This is a genomic window from Veillonella parvula (assembly GCF_048309325.1).
In the GTDB taxonomy this organism is placed as follows: domain Bacteria; phylum Bacillota; class Negativicutes; order Veillonellales; family Veillonellaceae; genus Veillonella; species Veillonella parvula_T.
In genome coordinates this window covers 67638-85737 of sequence record NZ_DBFBTX010000002.1, presented here as the reverse complement: position 1 = coordinate 85737, position 18100 = coordinate 67638, and the positions used below count along the sequence as shown (strand labels likewise).

The following is an 18100-nucleotide window of genomic DNA, read 5'->3' as shown; positions in this document are numbered from 1 at the left end:
ATGTCTGAAAATCATAATAGTAACGTAGAGTTTACGTCTAATAAAGATCAACATCTAAAACGGTCCCTAAAGGCTCGTCATATGAATATGATTGCTTTAGGTGGCGCCATCGGTACAGGTTTATTCGTTGCTGGTGGTGAAGTGGTAAGTACAGCTGGCCCTGGTGGTGCTCTTGTAGCTTATGGCCTCATTGGTATCATGGTTTATTTTCTCATGACATCTCTTGGGGAAATGGCTACATACCTGCCAATTCCAGGTTCCTTCGGGACTTACGCAAAACGTTATGTAGATCCTGCCTTTGGTTTTGCCTTAGGATGGAATTACTGGTTTAACTGGGCTATTACCTTGGCTGCTGAAGTATTAGCAGGGGCGCTCATCATGAAATATTGGTTCCCTGATGTACCTGCCATCGTATGGTCTGCTCTGTTCTTGTTCATTTTATTCGGCTTGAACTATTTATCTACTCGTTCCTTTGGTGAAAGTGAATATGTGTTCTCTAGCATCAAGGTGATTACCGTATTCGTATTCCTATTCTGTGGCTTTATGCTTATCTTTGGCATAGGTGGCACATCTCCAGGATTTGCGAACTGGACCGTAGGAGAAGCTCCATTTGTAGGTGGTTGGGAATCTATTCTCGCTATCTTTATGGTGGCAGGATTCTCCTTCCAAGGTACTGAACTTATCGGCGTAGCCGCTGGTGAAGCGGAAGACCCTGAAAAGAACGTGCCAAAAGCGATTAATACAATCTTCTGGCGTATTCTATTATTCTATATCGGTGCTTTCACGGTTATCGGTTTCTTGATTCCGTACACAGATCCAAATTTGTTGAACTCTAGTGTAGAGAACGTATCTATTTCTCCATTTACACTCGTATTTGATCGTTTTGGTTTTGCCTTTGCTGCTAGCTTTATCAATGCTATCATCTTAACAGCTGTATTGAGTGCTGGTAACTCTGGTTTGTACTCTTCTACGCGTATGCTGTACGCACTCGCTAAGGAAGGTCAAGCACCTCAAATTTTTGCTAAGTTAAATAAACGCGGCGTTCCAGTGCCTGCGTTAATCTTAACGACAGCAATCGGTTTATTTGCGTTCCTAACAAGCTTTATCGGCGAAGGTACAGCCTATACATGGATTGTTAATATTTCTGGTCTATGCGGTTTCATCGCTTGGGTTGGTATCGCAGTATCTCACTATCGTTTCCGTCGTGCTTTCATTGCACAAGGCAGAGATCTTAGTGAATTGCCATACAAAGCGTGGTTATTCCCAGTTGGCCCAATCTTGGCGTTCATTCTTTGCGTCATCATCATTTGTGGTCAAAACTACTCCGCTTTCACAGGCGATACTATCGACTGGTACGGCGTATCCGTTGCCTACATTGGCTTACCAATCTTCTTCGCAGTGTACCTTGGTTACAAATACATCAACAAAACTAAAGTTGTGCCGTTGAAAGAAGTTAACTTAGACCGCGATTTTGATAGATAAAAATATAAAATTAGACCTGTTCATTATGAAAGTAGTGAACAGGTCTTTTTTTGATGTATAATATGTAAATTTTTGATATATAGTATGTAATTTTTGGAGATACAATATGTAATTGTTTTATGTGAAAGCTATATTTATATTTGTTTTTCTCTAAAAGTCTTGTTATAATAAATCAAAATATATTGTAGTCAATTAGAAAGGATACAATTATGATTATTACTACAACTATGCATATTGAAAACAAACCTGTACAAGAGTACAAAGGTATTGTATTTGGTGAAGTCGTAGAAGGCCGTAACTTTGTAAAAGATTTCATGTCCGGTATTCGTGACATTGTTGGTGGTCGTAGCGGTAGCTATGAAGATTCTTTGATGAATGCGCGTAAAGCAGCTCTCGACGAAATGTCTCAACGAGCTTCTAAATTGGGTGCTAATGCTATTATTGGCGTATCCTTCCAATACAGCACAGTAGGTGCACAAAATGGCATGCTTATGATTACATGCAATGGTACAGCTGTAGTAGTTTAATAATAAATAATATAAATCCCCTAATCGATGTTTAAGTGTAAACTTTCACAACGATTAGGGGATTTTTACTAAGGAAATAAAGTTACTAGCTAATGCTATATTTTATGATGTTATGTAAATATTAGATATTTCGTTAGAAAAATATTAGACATTTCATTAGATTAATATTATATATTTTATTAGCTAAATATTAGTTATTTTATCTTATACCAGCTCGCATACATGACAGGTAATACGATAAGTGTTAGAACCGTTGCCACTAGTAAGCCGCCGCTAAAGGCGATGGCCAATGGACTCCAGAATACAGATCCCATAAGAGGAATCATGCCTAAAATCGCTGCGATAGCGGTAAGCATGATAGGGCGGAAACGAAGTGTAGCGGAGTTGATAATCGCTTCACGCGGTTCTTGTCCTTCTGACTTGTGGATTTCAATTTGGTCTAATAAGATAATGGAGTTACGGATGATCATACCCGAGAGGGCGATGATCCCTAGAATAGCCATAAAGCCTAATGGCGTTCTCGTAATATTGAGTGCTAATACAACACCGATTAGCCCCAATGGAGCAGTGAGTAGAGCCATTATCATGAGGGCGATACGCTTTAATTGGAACATGAGGATTGTCATGATTACGAAGAGCATAATTGGGATTGGTGTTAATAGCTTTTGAACGGCTGTTTCGCTTTTTTCAGCGGCGCCGTCTAGGTCAATAGAATAGCCTGTAGGCAAGGAATCTCGAATGTCTTGTAATGATTTATAGACCTCTTTTGTTTTCGCATTGCCTAAGACACCGGCTTTTACATTCGCATGAACACTAATAGTTGGCATCATGTTGCGATGCCATATAATACCATCCTCTTGAGCCATGGTAATAGTTGCAATTTGGCTAAGAGGTACGTAGGAACCATTGCCTGTTTGAATTGGCAAGGATGAAAGAGCACTTAAGTTATGTTGCTCGTTGTCACCTAAACGGAAGGTAACAGGAATGGTTTGGTTCCCTTCGTAGTATTCACCAGACTTAGTACCAGACAATAGACTTTGTAAGTGCAAGGATACAGCGTAGCTATCGATGCCGAGTAAACGTGCCTTGTTTGGATCGATGTGAATATTGGCTACAGGTTCTGTATCTGGCCAGTCAAAGGCGATATTTTGTAAGTCTTTATCGTCTTGCATTTTTGCTTTTACTTGGTTGGCAATTTCTTTTACCACTTTTTGATCAGGGCCAGCAATGCGAAGCATAACTGGATATTTAGATGGTGGGCCAATTTGTATAAATTGAGCATTTACGAGAGCTGAAGGAAATTCTTCATTTAAATAAGATGTTAATTCACCATATAGTTTATCCCGATCCTCTAAGGATTTTGTGACGATCACATATTGTAAGAAATTATTTCGTTGCAATTCTGGCTCTAAGGTGAGAACGAAACGCGGAGAACCTTGTCCAATGTACGAGGTAAAGGTTGAAATACGTTCGTCACCTTGCAAATGTTCATCAATAATTTTTGCTTGGTTAGCAGTATACTCGATGGACGAACTTTGAGGGAATTGCATGGATACAATAATTTCATTACGCGTTGATGATGGGAAAAATTCCTGTTTGATCAATGGTAGTGAAAGCAAGGATAAAACGAAAGCTCCTAATGTGGCCAGTAGGACTATCTTGTGATGTCCTAGAGCCCAATGTAATAGTTTTTCAAACTTATCATAGAAGGTCACATTGAGCTTGTGCATGATACGGTCTCGTTTAGTCCATTCCGATTCCGGCTTAGGAGCCTTGTTTTCAATGATTTTATAACCCAATACAGGGCTGACGAGAACAGAGGCGAACCAAGATAGGATGAGTGCCATAAATACAACAATGGATAAAGATTTTGTAAACTCTGCTACCATACCTTGTGCCAATGCTAATGGCAAGAAGCCTGCACAGGTAATGAGCGTACCAGATAGCATAGGAAATGCTGTAGATTGATAAGCAAAGGTAGCCGATTTAAAGTGGCCCCACCCTTCTTCGAGCTTAACACTCATCATTTCTACAACGATGATAGCATCGTCTACGAGGAGGCCTAAAGCTAGAATTAAGGCACCTAAGCTAACCTTATGTAGATAAATGCCACTTTCATACATCAAGATGAACGTCGTAGACACAACGACTGGAATGGTAAGGGCTACCACAACACCTGTTCGTAAACCAAGGGATGCAAAGCTTACGAGCAATACGATGGCGATGGCTTCAAATAAGGATTGAGAGAAATCGCCAATAGATTCCTTAACGATATGAGGCTGATTCGATACTTGCTTGAGTTCGAGGCCGGCAGGAATCGTTTTATTCAATTCTGCTAGCTTTTTATCGATGGCTTCACCAAATTCTATATTATTTCCACCTGCATCCATGGAGATAGCAATACCTATAGCCGGCTTGCCTTCGTAGTAGAACTGAGGACTACTAGGGTCTTGGTAGGTCATGGTTACATCGGCCATGTCACCGAGGCGCAACGTTTGGTTATTGATGCGGATTGGCATATCTCGCACCGCTTGAGGGCTATCGAATAGACCGTTGACGCGAAGATATACATTGTTTGTATCCGTTGTAATCACACCAGCTGGAACCATCATACTTTGCTGTTTAAGCGCTGTTAACAGCTGTTGTGTACTGACTTTATAGGATGCGAGTTTATCCTTGTTTATGGTTACATTGAGGGTTTGTTGTTGAACCCCAATGAGGCTGATTTTTTTAACATTAGGAACAGATAAAAGCTGACGCTTTAAGTCTTCTGCTTGTTGACGCTTTTCTTCATAAGAAAATTCATCACCACTAATGGCATAGATAATGCCATATACATCGTCGAACCTGTCGTTGATGGTCGGTCCTTGAACGCCTGCAGGCAATGATTTCCATTCGTCGTTGATCATATTCCGCGCTTCTTCCCAAGCGGGACGAATCTTATCGGATGGCAAATCCTCTCTTAGATTGATATAAATAACGGATTTGCTGCCATCTGTGAAAGATTTTGTATAATCTACACCAGGAAGGTCGCGTAGTTTTTCTTCGAGTTTATCCGTTACCTGATTCGACATTTCTTGTGGAGAAGCCCCCGGCCAAGCAACACCGACCACCATGGTGCGCATCGTAAAATCAGGATCTTCCATGCGTCCCATATGGGTAAATGAGAAAATACCGAAGGTGAGGAGCACAGCCATGAAGTAGTAGATAATGGACTTGTGTTTAAGAGCCCATTCGGCTAAGTTAAATTGTTTCATTGACTAACCGCCGTCCCTTCTTGTAATTGTTGGGTGCCTGCGGTGATGACAATGTCGCCTTTAGCTAAACCAGATGTGACGATGACGGAGTTCTTACCGAATTCACCAGTCTTGATAGGCACGAGATGAGCCTTCTTATCGCGGATGATATAGACCGCATTATTGCCGTTAGAGTCTTTTACAAGAGCCGTTAACGGAATAGAAATATTGGTACTATCTGTGGTAGATAGATTAGCATTGACCGTCATACCTAGTTGTACCTCTTTAGGCGCATTTTGCAAGGTGATTTTTACGGTATACGTTCTCGCTACAGGGTCAGGAACTGGTGAAATTTCACGTACAACGCCTTGTACTGTTACATCTGGTAAGGCCCAGAAGGTAATAGTAGCAGGGCTTCCTACATGAATTTTACTCAACTCTTGTTCAGGAAGGGCAATGACTGCTTCTGGATTGTGACCAGCCGCTAAGGTACCAACGCTTTGACCGGCTGCTACGACTTGTCCTGCTTCAATATTGAAAGCTGTAATAATACCTGTATCAGGAGCCGTTAAATTAGTATAGCTATTTTGATTACTACTCAAATTAAGGTTTGCTTGTGCTTGTTGTAATTGAGCAGATGTGGCATTCAATTGGTTTTCAGCTTGGTCTAATTGCAATTTACTAATCGCTTGTTGTGCATAAAGCTCGCGGTATCGTTTAGCATTGGTTTCTGCCAATTCGTAGGCCGATTGAGCAGCTTTTACAGCACCTTCAGCATTTTGCACCTGAGCTGATGTATCTGAACCATTGACTTGAGCAATCACTTGGCCTGCTTGCACTACATCACCAACATTTATAAATTTGTTGATGACACGCCCTCCAATTTGAAAGGCTAAGTTTGTTTCTGTTTTATTATGAATGGTGCCTGCATAGCCAGCATCAGTAGTTCCAGACTCTTCACCTATAGTGATGGTACGCACCTTGAGACTTGTATCTTCAGGGGGCTTTTCTGATCCACAACCACTTATGATGGCGGTCCCTATTAATAGGGCTCCTATGGTTGCTATGATTCGTTGATTCATAGAATCTCTCCTTTGACTATCGCATATAAGCCCTATGACACAGAACTACACATAGGTAGTAATCATAGGACTCTATATGTATATTAGAAAACTCTAATTTCTAATTATATATTTTATAGAAAAAACTAATTATATATTTTATACAATTTAATAATACTATATTTATATTGAAAGTTCTAGCCTTTATGCAGAAAATAAAAGAATTATATAATTAATTTATATAATTGATGATATATTTTAACGATAATTTTTAAAAGTAATCTATATTTTGCCAGTATATGTATTACTTATTTTATGAATACAAAAATGTAGCAAAAAAAGTGAGTCCTCTATTGATTGAGCTGTACCCAAAAATATGTCCAATTTTTGGGGTACAGTTCATAGTAAGAGAACTCACTTCTTTAGATTTTGTCTATTTATTTTTGAACTTTATTTTTCTTCTTCTTGTTCTACAATAGGTTCTTCATAGGTTACAAGGATTTTATCGATACGAGTATGATCCATATCGATGACTTCAAAGGTATAGCCGTTCCATTTTGCCTTGTCGAGTTCCTTTGGAATACGACCGAAGAGGACGTTTAAAAGACCGCCCATAGTTTTGTACAAGTCGTCTTCTTCGCCTGGCAATTCTTGATCGATGTGGAAGAATTCTTTAAATTCATCTACGTTGAGAAGGCCATCTACGAGCCATGCACCATCGCGTTCGATGATCTTGTTTTCTTCTTCCTTGATTTCTTCCTCACCAGAAGGCATAAGGCCTACGATTTCTTCCATGATGTCATGCAAGGTGACAAGGCCAGTAAAACCACCATATTCGTCGAGGATAATTGCTTCGTGAACGCCTTCTGTACGTAGAACGTTCAATAATTTCATGAGTGAAATGGATTCAGGAACGAGAACAGGTTCTTTCAAACAAGCTTTGATGATATCGTGAATGGAACTTTCACTAGGACGTTGCATAATTTGAACTAATACGTCGGATACGGTAATGAGACCCTTTAATTCATCCAAGGAATCGGTACCTACAGGAATGCGGTAATGGTTGGCATTCTTGAGAACCTCCATGATTTCGTCTTCCGTACCGTTAAGATCAATCCATTTGAGCTGTGTACGAGGCGTCATTATATCACCTGCGTTCATATCTGCGAGATGGAAGATATTTTCTACGAGGATAGGTTCTTCCTCTTCGTAAGCACCCATGGCAACGCCTTCGGTAAGCATTTTATTAATTTCGGATTCTGTAACAGGTGCTTCTTCTTTTACAGTAACGCCTAGAATTTTTAAGAGGAATTCTGTGGAAACGCCGAGAAAGCTAACGATTGGTTTTAGGGCTACAGAGAGCCAATAAATCGGTTTTGCTACCACCACAGCGATGCCCTCAGGGCTATTTAAGGCCAATCGTTTTGGCACGAGCTCCCCTATAACGAGGGATAAATAAGTGATGATCGCAACGATGAGGAAGGAGCTCACTGAGGCTGCGTACGGTTCAATGCTTGGAATATTAGCAGTTAATATTTCTTCTAAAGGACCAGAAAAGGTGGCACCAGAATATAAACCAGTTAAAATACCAACGAGGGTAATGCCAATTTGAATCGTGGAGAACATATCATTTGGGTGCTCTGCCAATTCAAAGGCCTTTTTCGCGCGTTCATTGCCTGCTTCAGCTAATTCTTCAAGCTTACGTTTTTTAGCGTTTACGATGGCTAACTCCGTCATAGAGAATAAACCATTCGCGATGATTAATACGATGATAATGATAAAATCTAAGGTCAGATCACTGTCCATGTAAGTAGATACTCCTTTTTAATTACATATAATTCTGCACATGAGAATAATAGAAATATTACTCTTAGTATACCATATCGGCATTAATAAGTGTTTTTAGCACAGAAAAAGGAGGATTGCTGCTTTCATTTTTCCTTTTGTACGCATTAAATGCTACAAAAATATGTATTTCCTTTGTTATCTACTATAATATGATTGATTTTAATTTGTAACTAGTACCCTAATAAGGGTATAGTATGTATAGAAATTAAGATTAGTATTAAATTTTAGGTTATATAATTTGTATCTCATGATAGGATTATATAGATGGCAACAGAGCAAGAGTGGGAAAATGTATTACAAATTAAAACTTCTGGCCGCGACGATAGTCGATCTGATACGGAGCACCATCCGTATGAGCCGACGGATTATTGCGTGCTGGAGCGATTGGCAAATAGCGGTCATATTCGCAAGAAAAATACGCTCATCGATTATGGCAGTGGCAAGGGCCGAGTGAGTATTTTCATGGCTTACCAAACGGGCTGCTATTCTATAGGCATCGAATACGATGAACGGCTTTATGAAAGGGCTTTGATCAATGGTGAAAGCCCGGCAACTCGCAATCGTGTAAGCTTTGTACTAGGTGATGCGGCGCTGTATGAATTGCCAGATCAGGCTGATCGATGCTTTTTCTTTAATCCCTTTGCACTCCATACGATTAAGCGGGTATTAGGAAATATCTTTGATTCGCTATATCATAATCCTCGGGAGATTAAGTTATTTTTCTACTACGTTAATGACGAGGTGGAGAACTTTTTAAATAACCATGTGCGCTTGGAACAAGAGGAACCTATTGATTGTAGTGACCTCTTTGAGGCCAGCGATGCAAAGGAACGAATTCTCGTTTATTCAGTTAACTTGTTTTAGTGCAGTAATGTAAGACTTTTATAATGAAATAATTTAAGACCTTTAAAGACATTTATGTAACAATTAGATATATTTTGATGTAACAGTTAAAAATCCGATGGATGCAATACATATTATATTGATGTAACAAATAAATATCAGACTTTAATATAGTAAGTTTATATATGAATATGATGTATATAAATTTGATTAAATAACCTCGGTTTGAATAGTGTTTTAGTAGTATGAAATGCATACTATTAGGAACGTATTTAAATTGAGGTTTTATTCTATTTTTAAGGAACTTTTACACATATTATTAAGGAAAAAGCAGATAAATTCTGCTATAATAATATATTAGAGATTATAAAATCAATTCATTTTTATGATTCTATACATTGATTCGTATACGCTAATGTAGCGGGTAGGACTGAGTGTATTGAATACAGGAGGTGCATATGGAACTCATCGATACAATGTTGATTGAACGCATTCGTAAAGCGTTAATTAAACGATATGACCGAGATCAACAGATTCAACAAATGATTGAAGAAATTGGTGCAGAGGAAGGCCTTAATGAGACCGAATTATCTATCGTTTACCAAGCTTATTTAGAGGTAAAGGAACGGGTGTACTATACATCTTCTCTTGTTGATTTGTGGAATCAAATTGAAGATGTTCAAAAACGTATGTCCTTATTGCATTCTTACGAATCTTTAGAAGAAGATTTATTTGGTGATGTGTTAGGCGACGATAAGGAAGATATCGTCATTTCTAATACATCTGAACTTGGCAAGGGCGCTAGTTATAATGATGATGCATATGCTATGGAACAGGTACAATTATCTGATGTTCCTGTGCATCATGATTCTACGGTGGGCATGAACCATATTAAATTAAACGAATTAAAATCTATAGGCGGCCTCTTTACTGGTTTTGGTGAAAGCTCCGGTAAGGAAATGGCAGATTTTGAAGATACTGCGATTGAGCACCTTGATGTAAAACCTTTAGAAGGCGTTGAAAGCTTAGCAATTCATCATTTAGATGAAGATGAAGCGTTAGATGTAGATGGTCTTGATGAATTATCGAAACATAAGAAATCAGAGGAAGCTAAAGTGGATGATGAGGATATGTCCTCTATCGATCCATACACGGCGGTGAATGCTTTATTATTTGGTAAAGCTGGTTTAGAGTCCGATAAAACAAATAAGAAGATGGAGAAGCTTCTTAAAAAGAAATTGAAACGCGTTGACGATGAATGGGCGCGTATCAACGGTTCTGAAGATAAGAAAACTAAGGGCGATAAAAAATCCAAGGAAGACAAAACATCTAAAGAGGATAAGAAATCCAAAGAAGACAAAAAGTCCAAAGGCGAGAAAAAATCTAAGAAAGATAAAAAGTCTAAAGAAGATAAAAAAGAGAAAAAACATAAGAAGTCTAAGGAAGAAAAACGTTCTAAAGATGAAGAAAAGTTAAAGAAAAAGAAAGACAAGGCTGAAAAGAAGCTTAAAGTTTTAAATGATAAGTTAAAAACAGTCTTTTTAGCTGATACTTTCAAGAAAAAAGATAAGAAGAAAGACAAGAAAAAGGATAAAAAATCCAAAAAGGATGAATCCGCAAAAAAGCAGAATCGATAGCTTCCGTATGGAATAGTAAGGCCTCTGAAAAGATGGTCAAGGAGAGTGCTAGTGCAAAGAAATCAGCAGGTGCTGAGACTATCGACCGTGGATGCGGTAAATGCAAACGATGTAAAGGTCCTAAATGTAAGAAATATCCAAAATAATTGATAGTTATGTAATTAGTAGAATATTACGTAACATATTACGTAGGATATATATGTAGTATATCTAGTTTATGATGTTTTATTACTCATTTAGGCAGTATAGTTATGTAGTTTTGTTACGTTTGTAACAATATAGTTGGATTATGTGATATACCAATTAGGTTATAAGATTCAACAGTTAGGGGTTAATGATGAACCGATGGCAGCGATTATTTGAAGGCATACGAACAGAGATTAAGGTATTTATCTTTTTCTCTGCTTTGTTGACTGCATTTAGAATCGTGTTTCTTGCAGTATTTCAATCACAACTGGCTTCCGTGACGATGGAGAATATCCTCACGTCCTTATGGCTAGGATTTAGATTGAGTCTCAAGACCGTCGGTTCTTTGTGTTTATTGGGATTTTTAGGGGGGACGTTGGTACATACCTTTGTGCCAAAATGGCCGTCCTTGCGCATTAAACAGGTCCTCTACTCCATTGCGACTGTACTGTTGACCTTCTTGTTTTTGGGGCGCATTCCGTTCTATAAAATTTTCAATTCCTCCTACAATGCGATGCTCATCAACGGTAAAAACGATGATATCGGCGCCATTGTAAATACCGCTATCAATGAATATAATGCCCTCATGTACATTATTGGGGCCGTTGTATTGAGTGGAGCTCTTTGCTGGTTCCTAGTTCGTTTTTTAGCGTGGAACACGAAGAAATATAGTGACTACGCTGTTGACCTAAGGAATGGTGATGATGCGGATAATGTAAGAAATAGTGATTCTGCAGATAATCGACGACTTTGTACTACTTGGTATCCTAAGACGAAGAAAACACAATGGATGACGGGCATTGCATTGACTGTCGTTATCGGTGTACTAGGTCTATTCTTTAGATTTGGCGGTGCTTTCAGCTATACAAATTCTATCAACTGGGAAAGTGCAGCCCGTCTTAGTTCAAATCTGTTAAACGAAAATATCCTCGACGATGTACAAGCGCTCTATCGTGTTAAAAGCATTGCAAAACGGACGGCTGAGCTTGAGGTTATTAACTTAACGCCTCAAGAGTTAAATGAAAAAATAACTGCCGTTGGTGGTAAGTTTAACGGTACAAATTTTGACGGTTCTTTCACGAGAACCATTACGACACAACGATTAGCGGATCAACCGCAGTCTATAAACCTTGTTCTTGGAGAATCCTATGGCTTGTGGCCGTTCCTTGCTGAATATAACGATCCTGGTGCGTACCTAGTTGAGCAAGGTCGTAAATACGCTGCCAGCCCTCATGCGATGAGCACGCAGCTAGCCCTTGCCCAAGGCACAGGCACGATGCCAGCCATCAATGGTTTGTTGACGGGTATGCCTGATACAGGGCTATATCCTAACTATGAAGGTGAAAGTTTCAAAGAACCTTACGGTTTAGGCATTGGTCCTGTTATGAAAAAACTAGGCTACAAGACTGTATTCTGGTATGGTGGCTTTAGCACATGGCAAAATGTTAAAAACTTTGTTTTATCTCAAGGTTTCGATGAATTCCACGATGCCTCTGAAATGCCAAGCGAAGACGGCAATGCTTGGGGCGTAGGCGATAAAGACTTGTTTAAAGCTATTTCTGCCTACATGGATCAGCATAGAGGGGAAAAAATCCTCAATGTGATTATGACCACCTCTAATCATCCACCGTATAGCATCAATGTGGCTAAGGAAGGCTACGATGTGAATAAGGTAAAAGGGCATTTGCCAGATTCTATCGAAGAAAACGATAAGCAATTGAACGAAATGGGCCATATTTGGTACGCAGACCACGTAATGGGTGATTTTATCGCTCGCGAAGAAACAGCAGATCCGTCTGCACTGTTCGTCATTACAGGTGACCATAGCGAACGCTTTAACTTTGCTCGTGAAGTAGGTCCTAATGTGGCATCTACTATTCCTATTATTTTTTATGGTCGTGGTATTCATAAAGATTGGCTTGCACCTAATGCGTTCGGCATGAGCATTCAAATCATTCCAACCTTGGCGGAATTGGTAGGCCGACCTGGTCAAACCTATGAAGCGATGGTACCAAGCTTGTTTACACAAGAGGAATTTGTATTTAATCATAGACTATATCTTGATAAAAGTGGCAAAGTGTTAGAACAAAGTGCGAGCATGCCTCAATCCTATGGGGATATGATTAAAAACATGCGTGAACTTGCGGCATGGCGCATTAAACATGGGGATGTCATCAAATAAAGAAATATACATTTTTATCCATTAAATTAAATTGATTTGTAAGTTAAAGGATTATCTATGAGTACTGTGACGGCTATTATCTTAGCGCGCAATGAAGAACAACATATTGTAGATTGTATTAAGAGTATTCAATTTGCTGATGAAATTTTAGTCATCGATGATGGCAGTACAGATCAGACAGTATCACTTGCTACGGGATTGGGTGCAAAGGTTATACCACATCCCTTAAATGGAGATTGGTCACAACAACGACGGTTTGGTATTTTACAAGCCCAGAGTGAATGGATTCTATTTGTCGATTCTGATGAACGTGTATCACTAGAGTTAGCAAAGTCTATTCAACGAGCTATTCAAGGTGAACCGAAGGCGTATTGGTTACGCAGATATAATCTATTCCATTATAATCAGGCAACCCATGGTGTGGTGAGGCCTGATAAGGTATTACGATTGATGCCTCGAGAGGGAGCAACTGTGGAAGGGGCTGTTCACGAAGCTTTTATCAGTCCGTATCCACAAGATACATTAGAGGGAAAATTGTATCATTATACGTATGATAACTGGCATCAATTTTTTGAGAAGTTCAATAAGTATACGACGGTAGCAGCTAATAAATACAAGGCACAAGGGAAGTCTTGTAATTTTTTAGGGGATATTATATTGCGCCCTACATGGGCATTTTTCAAGATATATATTTTGCAAGGTGGCATATTAGACGGAAAAATAGGTTTTTTATTATCGATCTATCATATGATGTACACCATGACAAAGTATGTAAAATTGTATTATTTGAATAAATCTAATGGACAATTATAATCAGTAATGTAGTATAAGTAGGTTGCTATGGGGAAGTATTGTTCTTTAAGTAGATATGGAAGTATAAATGAGTGAACAATTTTTTCTATCCCTACAACAAAATATAAAATTAATGATTTGGGCACCCATATTGAGTAGTATCTTTCGAATCATTTTTATGATTATTTATAATCCGTATCCAACATGGAAAGGTCGTTGGAAATCAGCTCTAGGTTCATTGCGTTACGGCTTTTGGTGGGGCATGGATTTTGATGCCTATGTATTCTTACTACCTTTAGTCTTGGTGACACTCCCTGCACTATGGTTTGAAGGGTACCATCAAATAGAAGATTCCATACGATTAGTAGGTCTAACGATGTATTCCTGTGTACTGTACGCAGCCTTTGCAGGAAAAATGATCTTCTACAAGCATTTCCATGATACGTACAACTATATGGTTCATTATGGAAATCATGCAGAGAAACGGAATTTGATTGATGTATTCTTTAATCAAGACCGAGGAATTCTTGTCATTCTAGGATTGATTCCTATTGCAGTTATATCCTGGTTCATGGGAGGTTTCTTCTTATCCTTGCCATCTATACCATATCCAAATATTGAAGGAACCTGGCCTACTGTAGCTTGGAATATAGGACTTGTGGCGGCATCTGTTCTAGGATTCTATTGGTTCCGCTACGGTGGTACCTTATCTCATGATGATAAACCAGAATGGGATACGATTCCTACAGTGGTAAAAGAAGATATATTCTTTGCTCGTGCTACAGTGCCAGATTTATGTGCCTTAGAAACGGTGTTTAAACATCCGCTACGTGATGAATATACCGCATCACCTGAGGATATTGATGACGCTATACATCGTATTGTTCCTAACAAATACAAAGATTCCTGGCAGGATTTGAGTACACCGCTTCATGCATTTAAACGTGTTGCATCAAGTCCTCGTATTGATAAACCGCAGCATATTTTCTTTATTGTTGGTGAAAGTATCCCTCAATGGTCTCTTGATGAACCTTATAAGGATCTCAATATATGTCCTGGTTTATGGGATTTTAAAGATAATCCTCATACGGTGCAAGTACCTAATTTCTTGCCTGCTGGTAATGTGTCTCGTCCATCCATTGTAAGTCTATTATCCGGCGTCTATGATGCGGGTATGGAAATCAATGAACGGGAAGCTTTTTGGCATGAACCGTTGCCGACCTCTTTGGCAGCTCAAATGAAGCGATTAGGCTATGATACGATTTATTGGTATGGTGGTAATGCGTCGTACGGCAACTTTAATCACTTCGGTAAGGCTCAAGGCTTTGACCGTGTGGAAAGCGCTTCTGTTTTCTGTGGTCCTGATGCACCTAAAACTTGGGTGGGCGTATACGATCACGTATTTTTAGAGAATATAACGGAACAAATTAAAGGATTAGATCATCCGACATTCCATTTTATTTACACTACATCCAATCATGGTCCTTATAAAATGGAGGATTCCTTATTAGATTATGATCCTGAAAAGGTCATGCCGAATCTTGGGGATGATCTAAAATCTAATAAGAAACGCAATAAAGAATTGGCTACCTATCGCTATAGTGATAAGGCAATATTTAACTTTGTAAATGCTATGAAAGAGGCCTTTCCAGATAGTTTATTTGTTGTTACAGGTGATCACTCTAATCTATTTGGCTCATTGAATAATACATCTTTAATTCAACGGGACTATACCTTGCGCGATACATTCTGTACCGTAGGGTTGTTACAACATCCTGCTTTCACTAAGGATGTGATTACGGTGCCCATTGGCACGCATATGAGCCTCATGCCTACCATTATTGAAACCATTGCACCAAAGGGTTTTGAATATTATTCCATTGTGCCGTCCTTGTTTGATGAGCAGCCAGAAACTTTAGTTACGCCGTACCAGTGGATTACGCCGCATATGATGGGCGATGTTCGCATGGATTATGGTGAAAGCAACATACCGTCCTATAAACCGGTTGAGCCAATTCGGCCTATTGATAATCATGGGGATGATGCTCGTGATTGGACATTGTTGACCATGTGGCTCATTAATCATGAGGACAGTATGAATAAGTCGTAGTATAATTAGACGATGATATCTATTGATGTATATGTAAACATTATTTCGAATACATCAATGGATGCCACTATATGTGTATTGATCTGTATATGATAGGAGGAACCTATGTCTATAATCAATATTGTAGGCGCCAAAATTTGGGGCGGTGGTGAACAATATGTATATGATATTTGTAAACAATTACAACAACGACATAGGGCTGCTTATACCTTAGTAGACCAATCAAATGAAGAGATGCAATCTCGCTATGCTCAAGTCGGCCATGTGATGACTGCCAATCTCTATACTTTGAAGGGTTTTCTATCTGTTAATGCAGTAGCCAAACAGATGAAAGCACAAGGAATTAATACAATTGTATGCCACTCTGGTAAATATATCTTATTCTGTATTGCTCTTAAGCAGTTAACGGGTGCTAAATTGATGTTTATTAAACATAATCTTGTACCTGGTAAAATAGATATGTATCATAAATGGATCAATTCACAAGTAGATGCCTTTGTATGTGTATCTAAACTCGTTTATGATGACTTTATGACACCTATTATTAAGAATACTAGTAAATATTATATTGTTTATAATGGTATTGATCCAAATAGATTTCTTTCATTTGCAGATAATGTGCCAATGAAATCTAAAGTTACTACATTTGGATATAGTGCGCGTATTACAGAACGTAAGGGTTTATATCTGATTTTAAGTGCTCTTGAACAGATTCATCAAAACAATCCAGATATTCGGTTGATTATATCGGGGGCTGGTACAGAGGATCAAATCAAAAAACTTAAAGACTATATAGATGCGCATTACATGCATTCTTATGCTGAATTTATAGGTTTTACACCTGATATTGAAGGTTTATATAGATCAATTGATTGTTTGTTATTGCCAACTGTAACGCGTGAAGCCTTTGGTCTTGTTATTTGTGAGGCTATGTATTGCGGTGTACCAGTCATTACGAGTGGATCTGGGGCTCAGAGAGAAATTATAGACGATGGTATATCTGGATTTATTGTTGATCCTTTGAATGAACATACATTACAACAAGCGATGGAGCATGTGATGAGTGATGCGGTAGATTTATCAAGTATTATCACAAATGCACGACGTGTTGTTGAGGAACGATTCATCATTAATCGTGTAGCTGATGAATTAGTTGCGATTATAGATAATTTACACTCCACTAATCATTAATGATAAAGTTTGTTAGTTGTATTAGTGGATAGGAGTAAGAGATGGGATATTTACAAACACAATGGCAACGAGGTCGTAAGATTTACGGAAAGCGTAGTTGGAGGGAAACACGTCGTACTTTTTTACATACAATGCGCTCCATACGAAATAAACGAGAAATAGAGGAGCTAGAGAACTACTTTGCAAATTACACGCCTGATTTAACACTATTAGATCGTCAAGTTGGTTTATTTGAGTTGATGACAAGATTTTTCTTGTTTAAAAGTTCTACACCTCAGGAACGATTAGAGGCCATTGTTAATCATTTTGATTATTTGAAAGATATATTTACAGATGAGGCGATTCGTGAAATGTACTCTGTAGATCCAGAGAATATTTATGATGATGTAAGTCGTATGAATCGTGGCTTTATCGTATGGGAATCAGAAGACCTTGATATGGTGGCCCGTTTATATTATGGACCTGGTCAGCGTAAAGAAGGTTTTTTGACCTTGTTACTCACCTTGGGTAAGCAGGGCGTATACCATGCTAATTTTCGCTTTGGCAAAGGCTTTAATGGGGAATCTGCTATGTGGATTGGTACAATTCAAGGTTATAAAGATGGTCTTGATAATGCTAAAACAGTTACGAAAAAGATGTTTGGCTATCGTCCAAAAAACTTTATTATGTTCCTATTACGTCATATTGCAGTCATTTGTAAAGTAGAATCTATTTACGCTGTATCTGATGAAGGCTTTTACGCGAATACTCATTTAGTTCGCGGTCATCGTGCAAAGGTAGCTGAGCTAGATTCATTGTGGGAGGAATCTGGCGGTGTACTATGTAGTGATGAACGTTTTTTCAAAATTCCTTTAGAGGAATATCGTAAGCCTATTGAGGAGATTAAATCACAAAAACGTAGCCAATATCGTAAACGCTATGAATTACTCGATCAATATGAACAAGAAATTCAAGAACATATGAAAAATTTAATAAAATAAGTATACATTTATACGTTATATGTAA

The 18100-nt window shown here is 38.6% G+C and carries 12 protein-coding genes; 9 read left to right on the top strand and 3 right to left on the bottom strand.

Translation table 11 applies throughout. The annotated features are described in order from the left end of the window. Positions 1-1482 carry an amino acid permease gene (locus ACMKPP_RS00805; RefSeq protein ID WP_008601859.1) on the top strand — a complete coding sequence of 494 codons (1482 nt, stop codon included), beginning with the start codon at positions 1-3 and terminating at the stop codon, positions 1480-1482. Between the two features lie 209 nt (positions 1483-1691). Next, on the top strand, positions 1692-2009 hold the full coding sequence (locus tag ACMKPP_RS00800; RefSeq protein ID WP_004692937.1) for a YbjQ family protein: 318 nt from the start codon (positions 1692-1694) through the stop codon (positions 2007-2009). Between the two features lie 194 nt (positions 2010-2203). On the opposite strand, the gene ACMKPP_RS00795 is transcribed toward ACMKPP_RS00800, so the two are convergent. The 3 genes from ACMKPP_RS00795 to ACMKPP_RS00785 form a co-directional block, all read right to left on the bottom strand. Next, positions 2204-5266 (bottom strand): efflux RND transporter permease subunit, encoded by a 3063-nt coding sequence (locus ACMKPP_RS00795; RefSeq protein WP_418369159.1) that lies wholly within the window; start codon positions 5264-5266, stop codon positions 2204-2206. After that, positions 5263-6327 (bottom strand): efflux RND transporter periplasmic adaptor subunit, encoded by a 1065-nt coding sequence (locus ACMKPP_RS00790; RefSeq protein WP_418369158.1) that lies wholly within the window; start codon positions 6325-6327, stop codon positions 5263-5265. Before ACMKPP_RS00790 ends, ACMKPP_RS00795 begins: the two co-directional genes overlap by 4 nt. Positions 6328-6756: 429 nt before the next feature. Further along, on the bottom strand, positions 6757-8112 hold the full coding sequence (locus tag ACMKPP_RS00785) for a hemolysin family protein (RefSeq protein ID WP_418369157.1): 1356 nt from the start codon (positions 8110-8112) through the stop codon (positions 6757-6759). 306 nt (positions 8113-8418) lie between these two features. On the opposite strand from ACMKPP_RS00785, the gene ACMKPP_RS00780 reads away from it, so the two are divergent. From ACMKPP_RS00780 to ACMKPP_RS00750, 7 genes are all read left to right on the top strand, one after another. After that, positions 8419-9018, top strand: a complete 600-nt coding sequence (locus ACMKPP_RS00780) for a class I SAM-dependent methyltransferase (protein ID WP_418369156.1) — start codon at positions 8419-8421, stop codon at positions 9016-9018. 437 nt (positions 9019-9455) lie between these two features. Continuing rightward, positions 9456-10634: a hypothetical protein gene (locus tag ACMKPP_RS00775; protein WP_038125602.1), complete on the top strand. Its 1179-nt coding sequence runs from the start codon at positions 9456-9458 to the stop codon at positions 10632-10634. A gap of 334 nt (positions 10635-10968) precedes the next feature. Beyond that, positions 10969-13002 (top strand): LTA synthase family protein, encoded by a 2034-nt coding sequence (locus tag ACMKPP_RS00770; RefSeq protein WP_302943647.1) that lies wholly within the window; start codon positions 10969-10971, stop codon positions 13000-13002. Positions 13003-13059: 57 nt separating this feature from the next. Beyond that, a complete protein-coding gene (locus tag ACMKPP_RS00765; protein ID WP_008714518.1) occupies positions 13060-13815 on the top strand; it encodes a glycosyltransferase family 2 protein in 756 nt (251 codons plus the stop codon). Positions 13816-13882: 67 nt separating this feature from the next. After that, on the top strand, positions 13883-15904 hold the full coding sequence (locus ACMKPP_RS00760) for an LTA synthase family protein (protein ID WP_008714517.1): 2022 nt from the start codon (positions 13883-13885) through the stop codon (positions 15902-15904). Positions 15905-16009: 105 nt separating this feature from the next. Then, positions 16010-17095, top strand: a complete 1086-nt coding sequence (locus tag ACMKPP_RS00755; RefSeq protein WP_418369155.1) for a glycosyltransferase family 4 protein — start codon at positions 16010-16012, stop codon at positions 17093-17095. A 41-nt stretch (positions 17096-17136) separates the two neighbouring features. Beyond that, a complete protein-coding gene (locus tag ACMKPP_RS00750) occupies positions 17137-18075 on the top strand; it encodes a DUF535 family protein (RefSeq protein ID WP_418369154.1) in 939 nt (312 codons plus the stop codon). The last annotated feature ends 25 nt before the right edge of the window (positions 18076-18100 follow it).

Coding starts and splice junctions, on each gene's coding strand:
- ACMKPP_RS00785 (WP_418369157.1), bottom strand. CDS start 8,112: ATGGACAGTGATCTGACCTTAGATTTTATCATTATCATCGTATTAATC.
- ACMKPP_RS00750 (WP_418369154.1), top strand. CDS start 17,137: ATGGGATATTTACAAACACAATGGCAACGAGGTCGTAAGATTTACGGA.
- ACMKPP_RS00780 (WP_418369156.1), top strand. CDS start 8,419: ATGGCAACAGAGCAAGAGTGGGAAAATGTATTACAAATTAAAACTTCT.
- ACMKPP_RS00770 (WP_302943647.1), top strand. CDS start 10,969: ATGATGAACCGATGGCAGCGATTATTTGAAGGCATACGAACAGAGATT.
- ACMKPP_RS00765 (WP_008714518.1), top strand. CDS start 13,060: ATGAGTACTGTGACGGCTATTATCTTAGCGCGCAATGAAGAACAACAT.
- ACMKPP_RS00795 (WP_418369159.1), bottom strand. CDS start 5,266: ATGAAACAATTTAACTTAGCCGAATGGGCTCTTAAACACAAGTCCATT.
- ACMKPP_RS00775 (WP_038125602.1), top strand. CDS start 9,456: ATGGAACTCATCGATACAATGTTGATTGAACGCATTCGTAAAGCGTTA.
- ACMKPP_RS00790 (WP_418369158.1), bottom strand. CDS start 6,327: ATGAATCAACGAATCATAGCAACCATAGGAGCCCTATTAATAGGGACC.
- ACMKPP_RS00800 (WP_004692937.1), top strand. CDS start 1,692: ATGATTATTACTACAACTATGCATATTGAAAACAAACCTGTACAAGAG.
- ACMKPP_RS00755 (WP_418369155.1), top strand. CDS start 16,010: ATGTCTATAATCAATATTGTAGGCGCCAAAATTTGGGGCGGTGGTGAA.
- ACMKPP_RS00760 (WP_008714517.1), top strand. CDS start 13,883: ATGAGTGAACAATTTTTTCTATCCCTACAACAAAATATAAAATTAATG.
- ACMKPP_RS00805 (WP_008601859.1), top strand. CDS start 1: ATGTCTGAAAATCATAATAGTAACGTAGAGTTTACGTCTAATAAAGAT.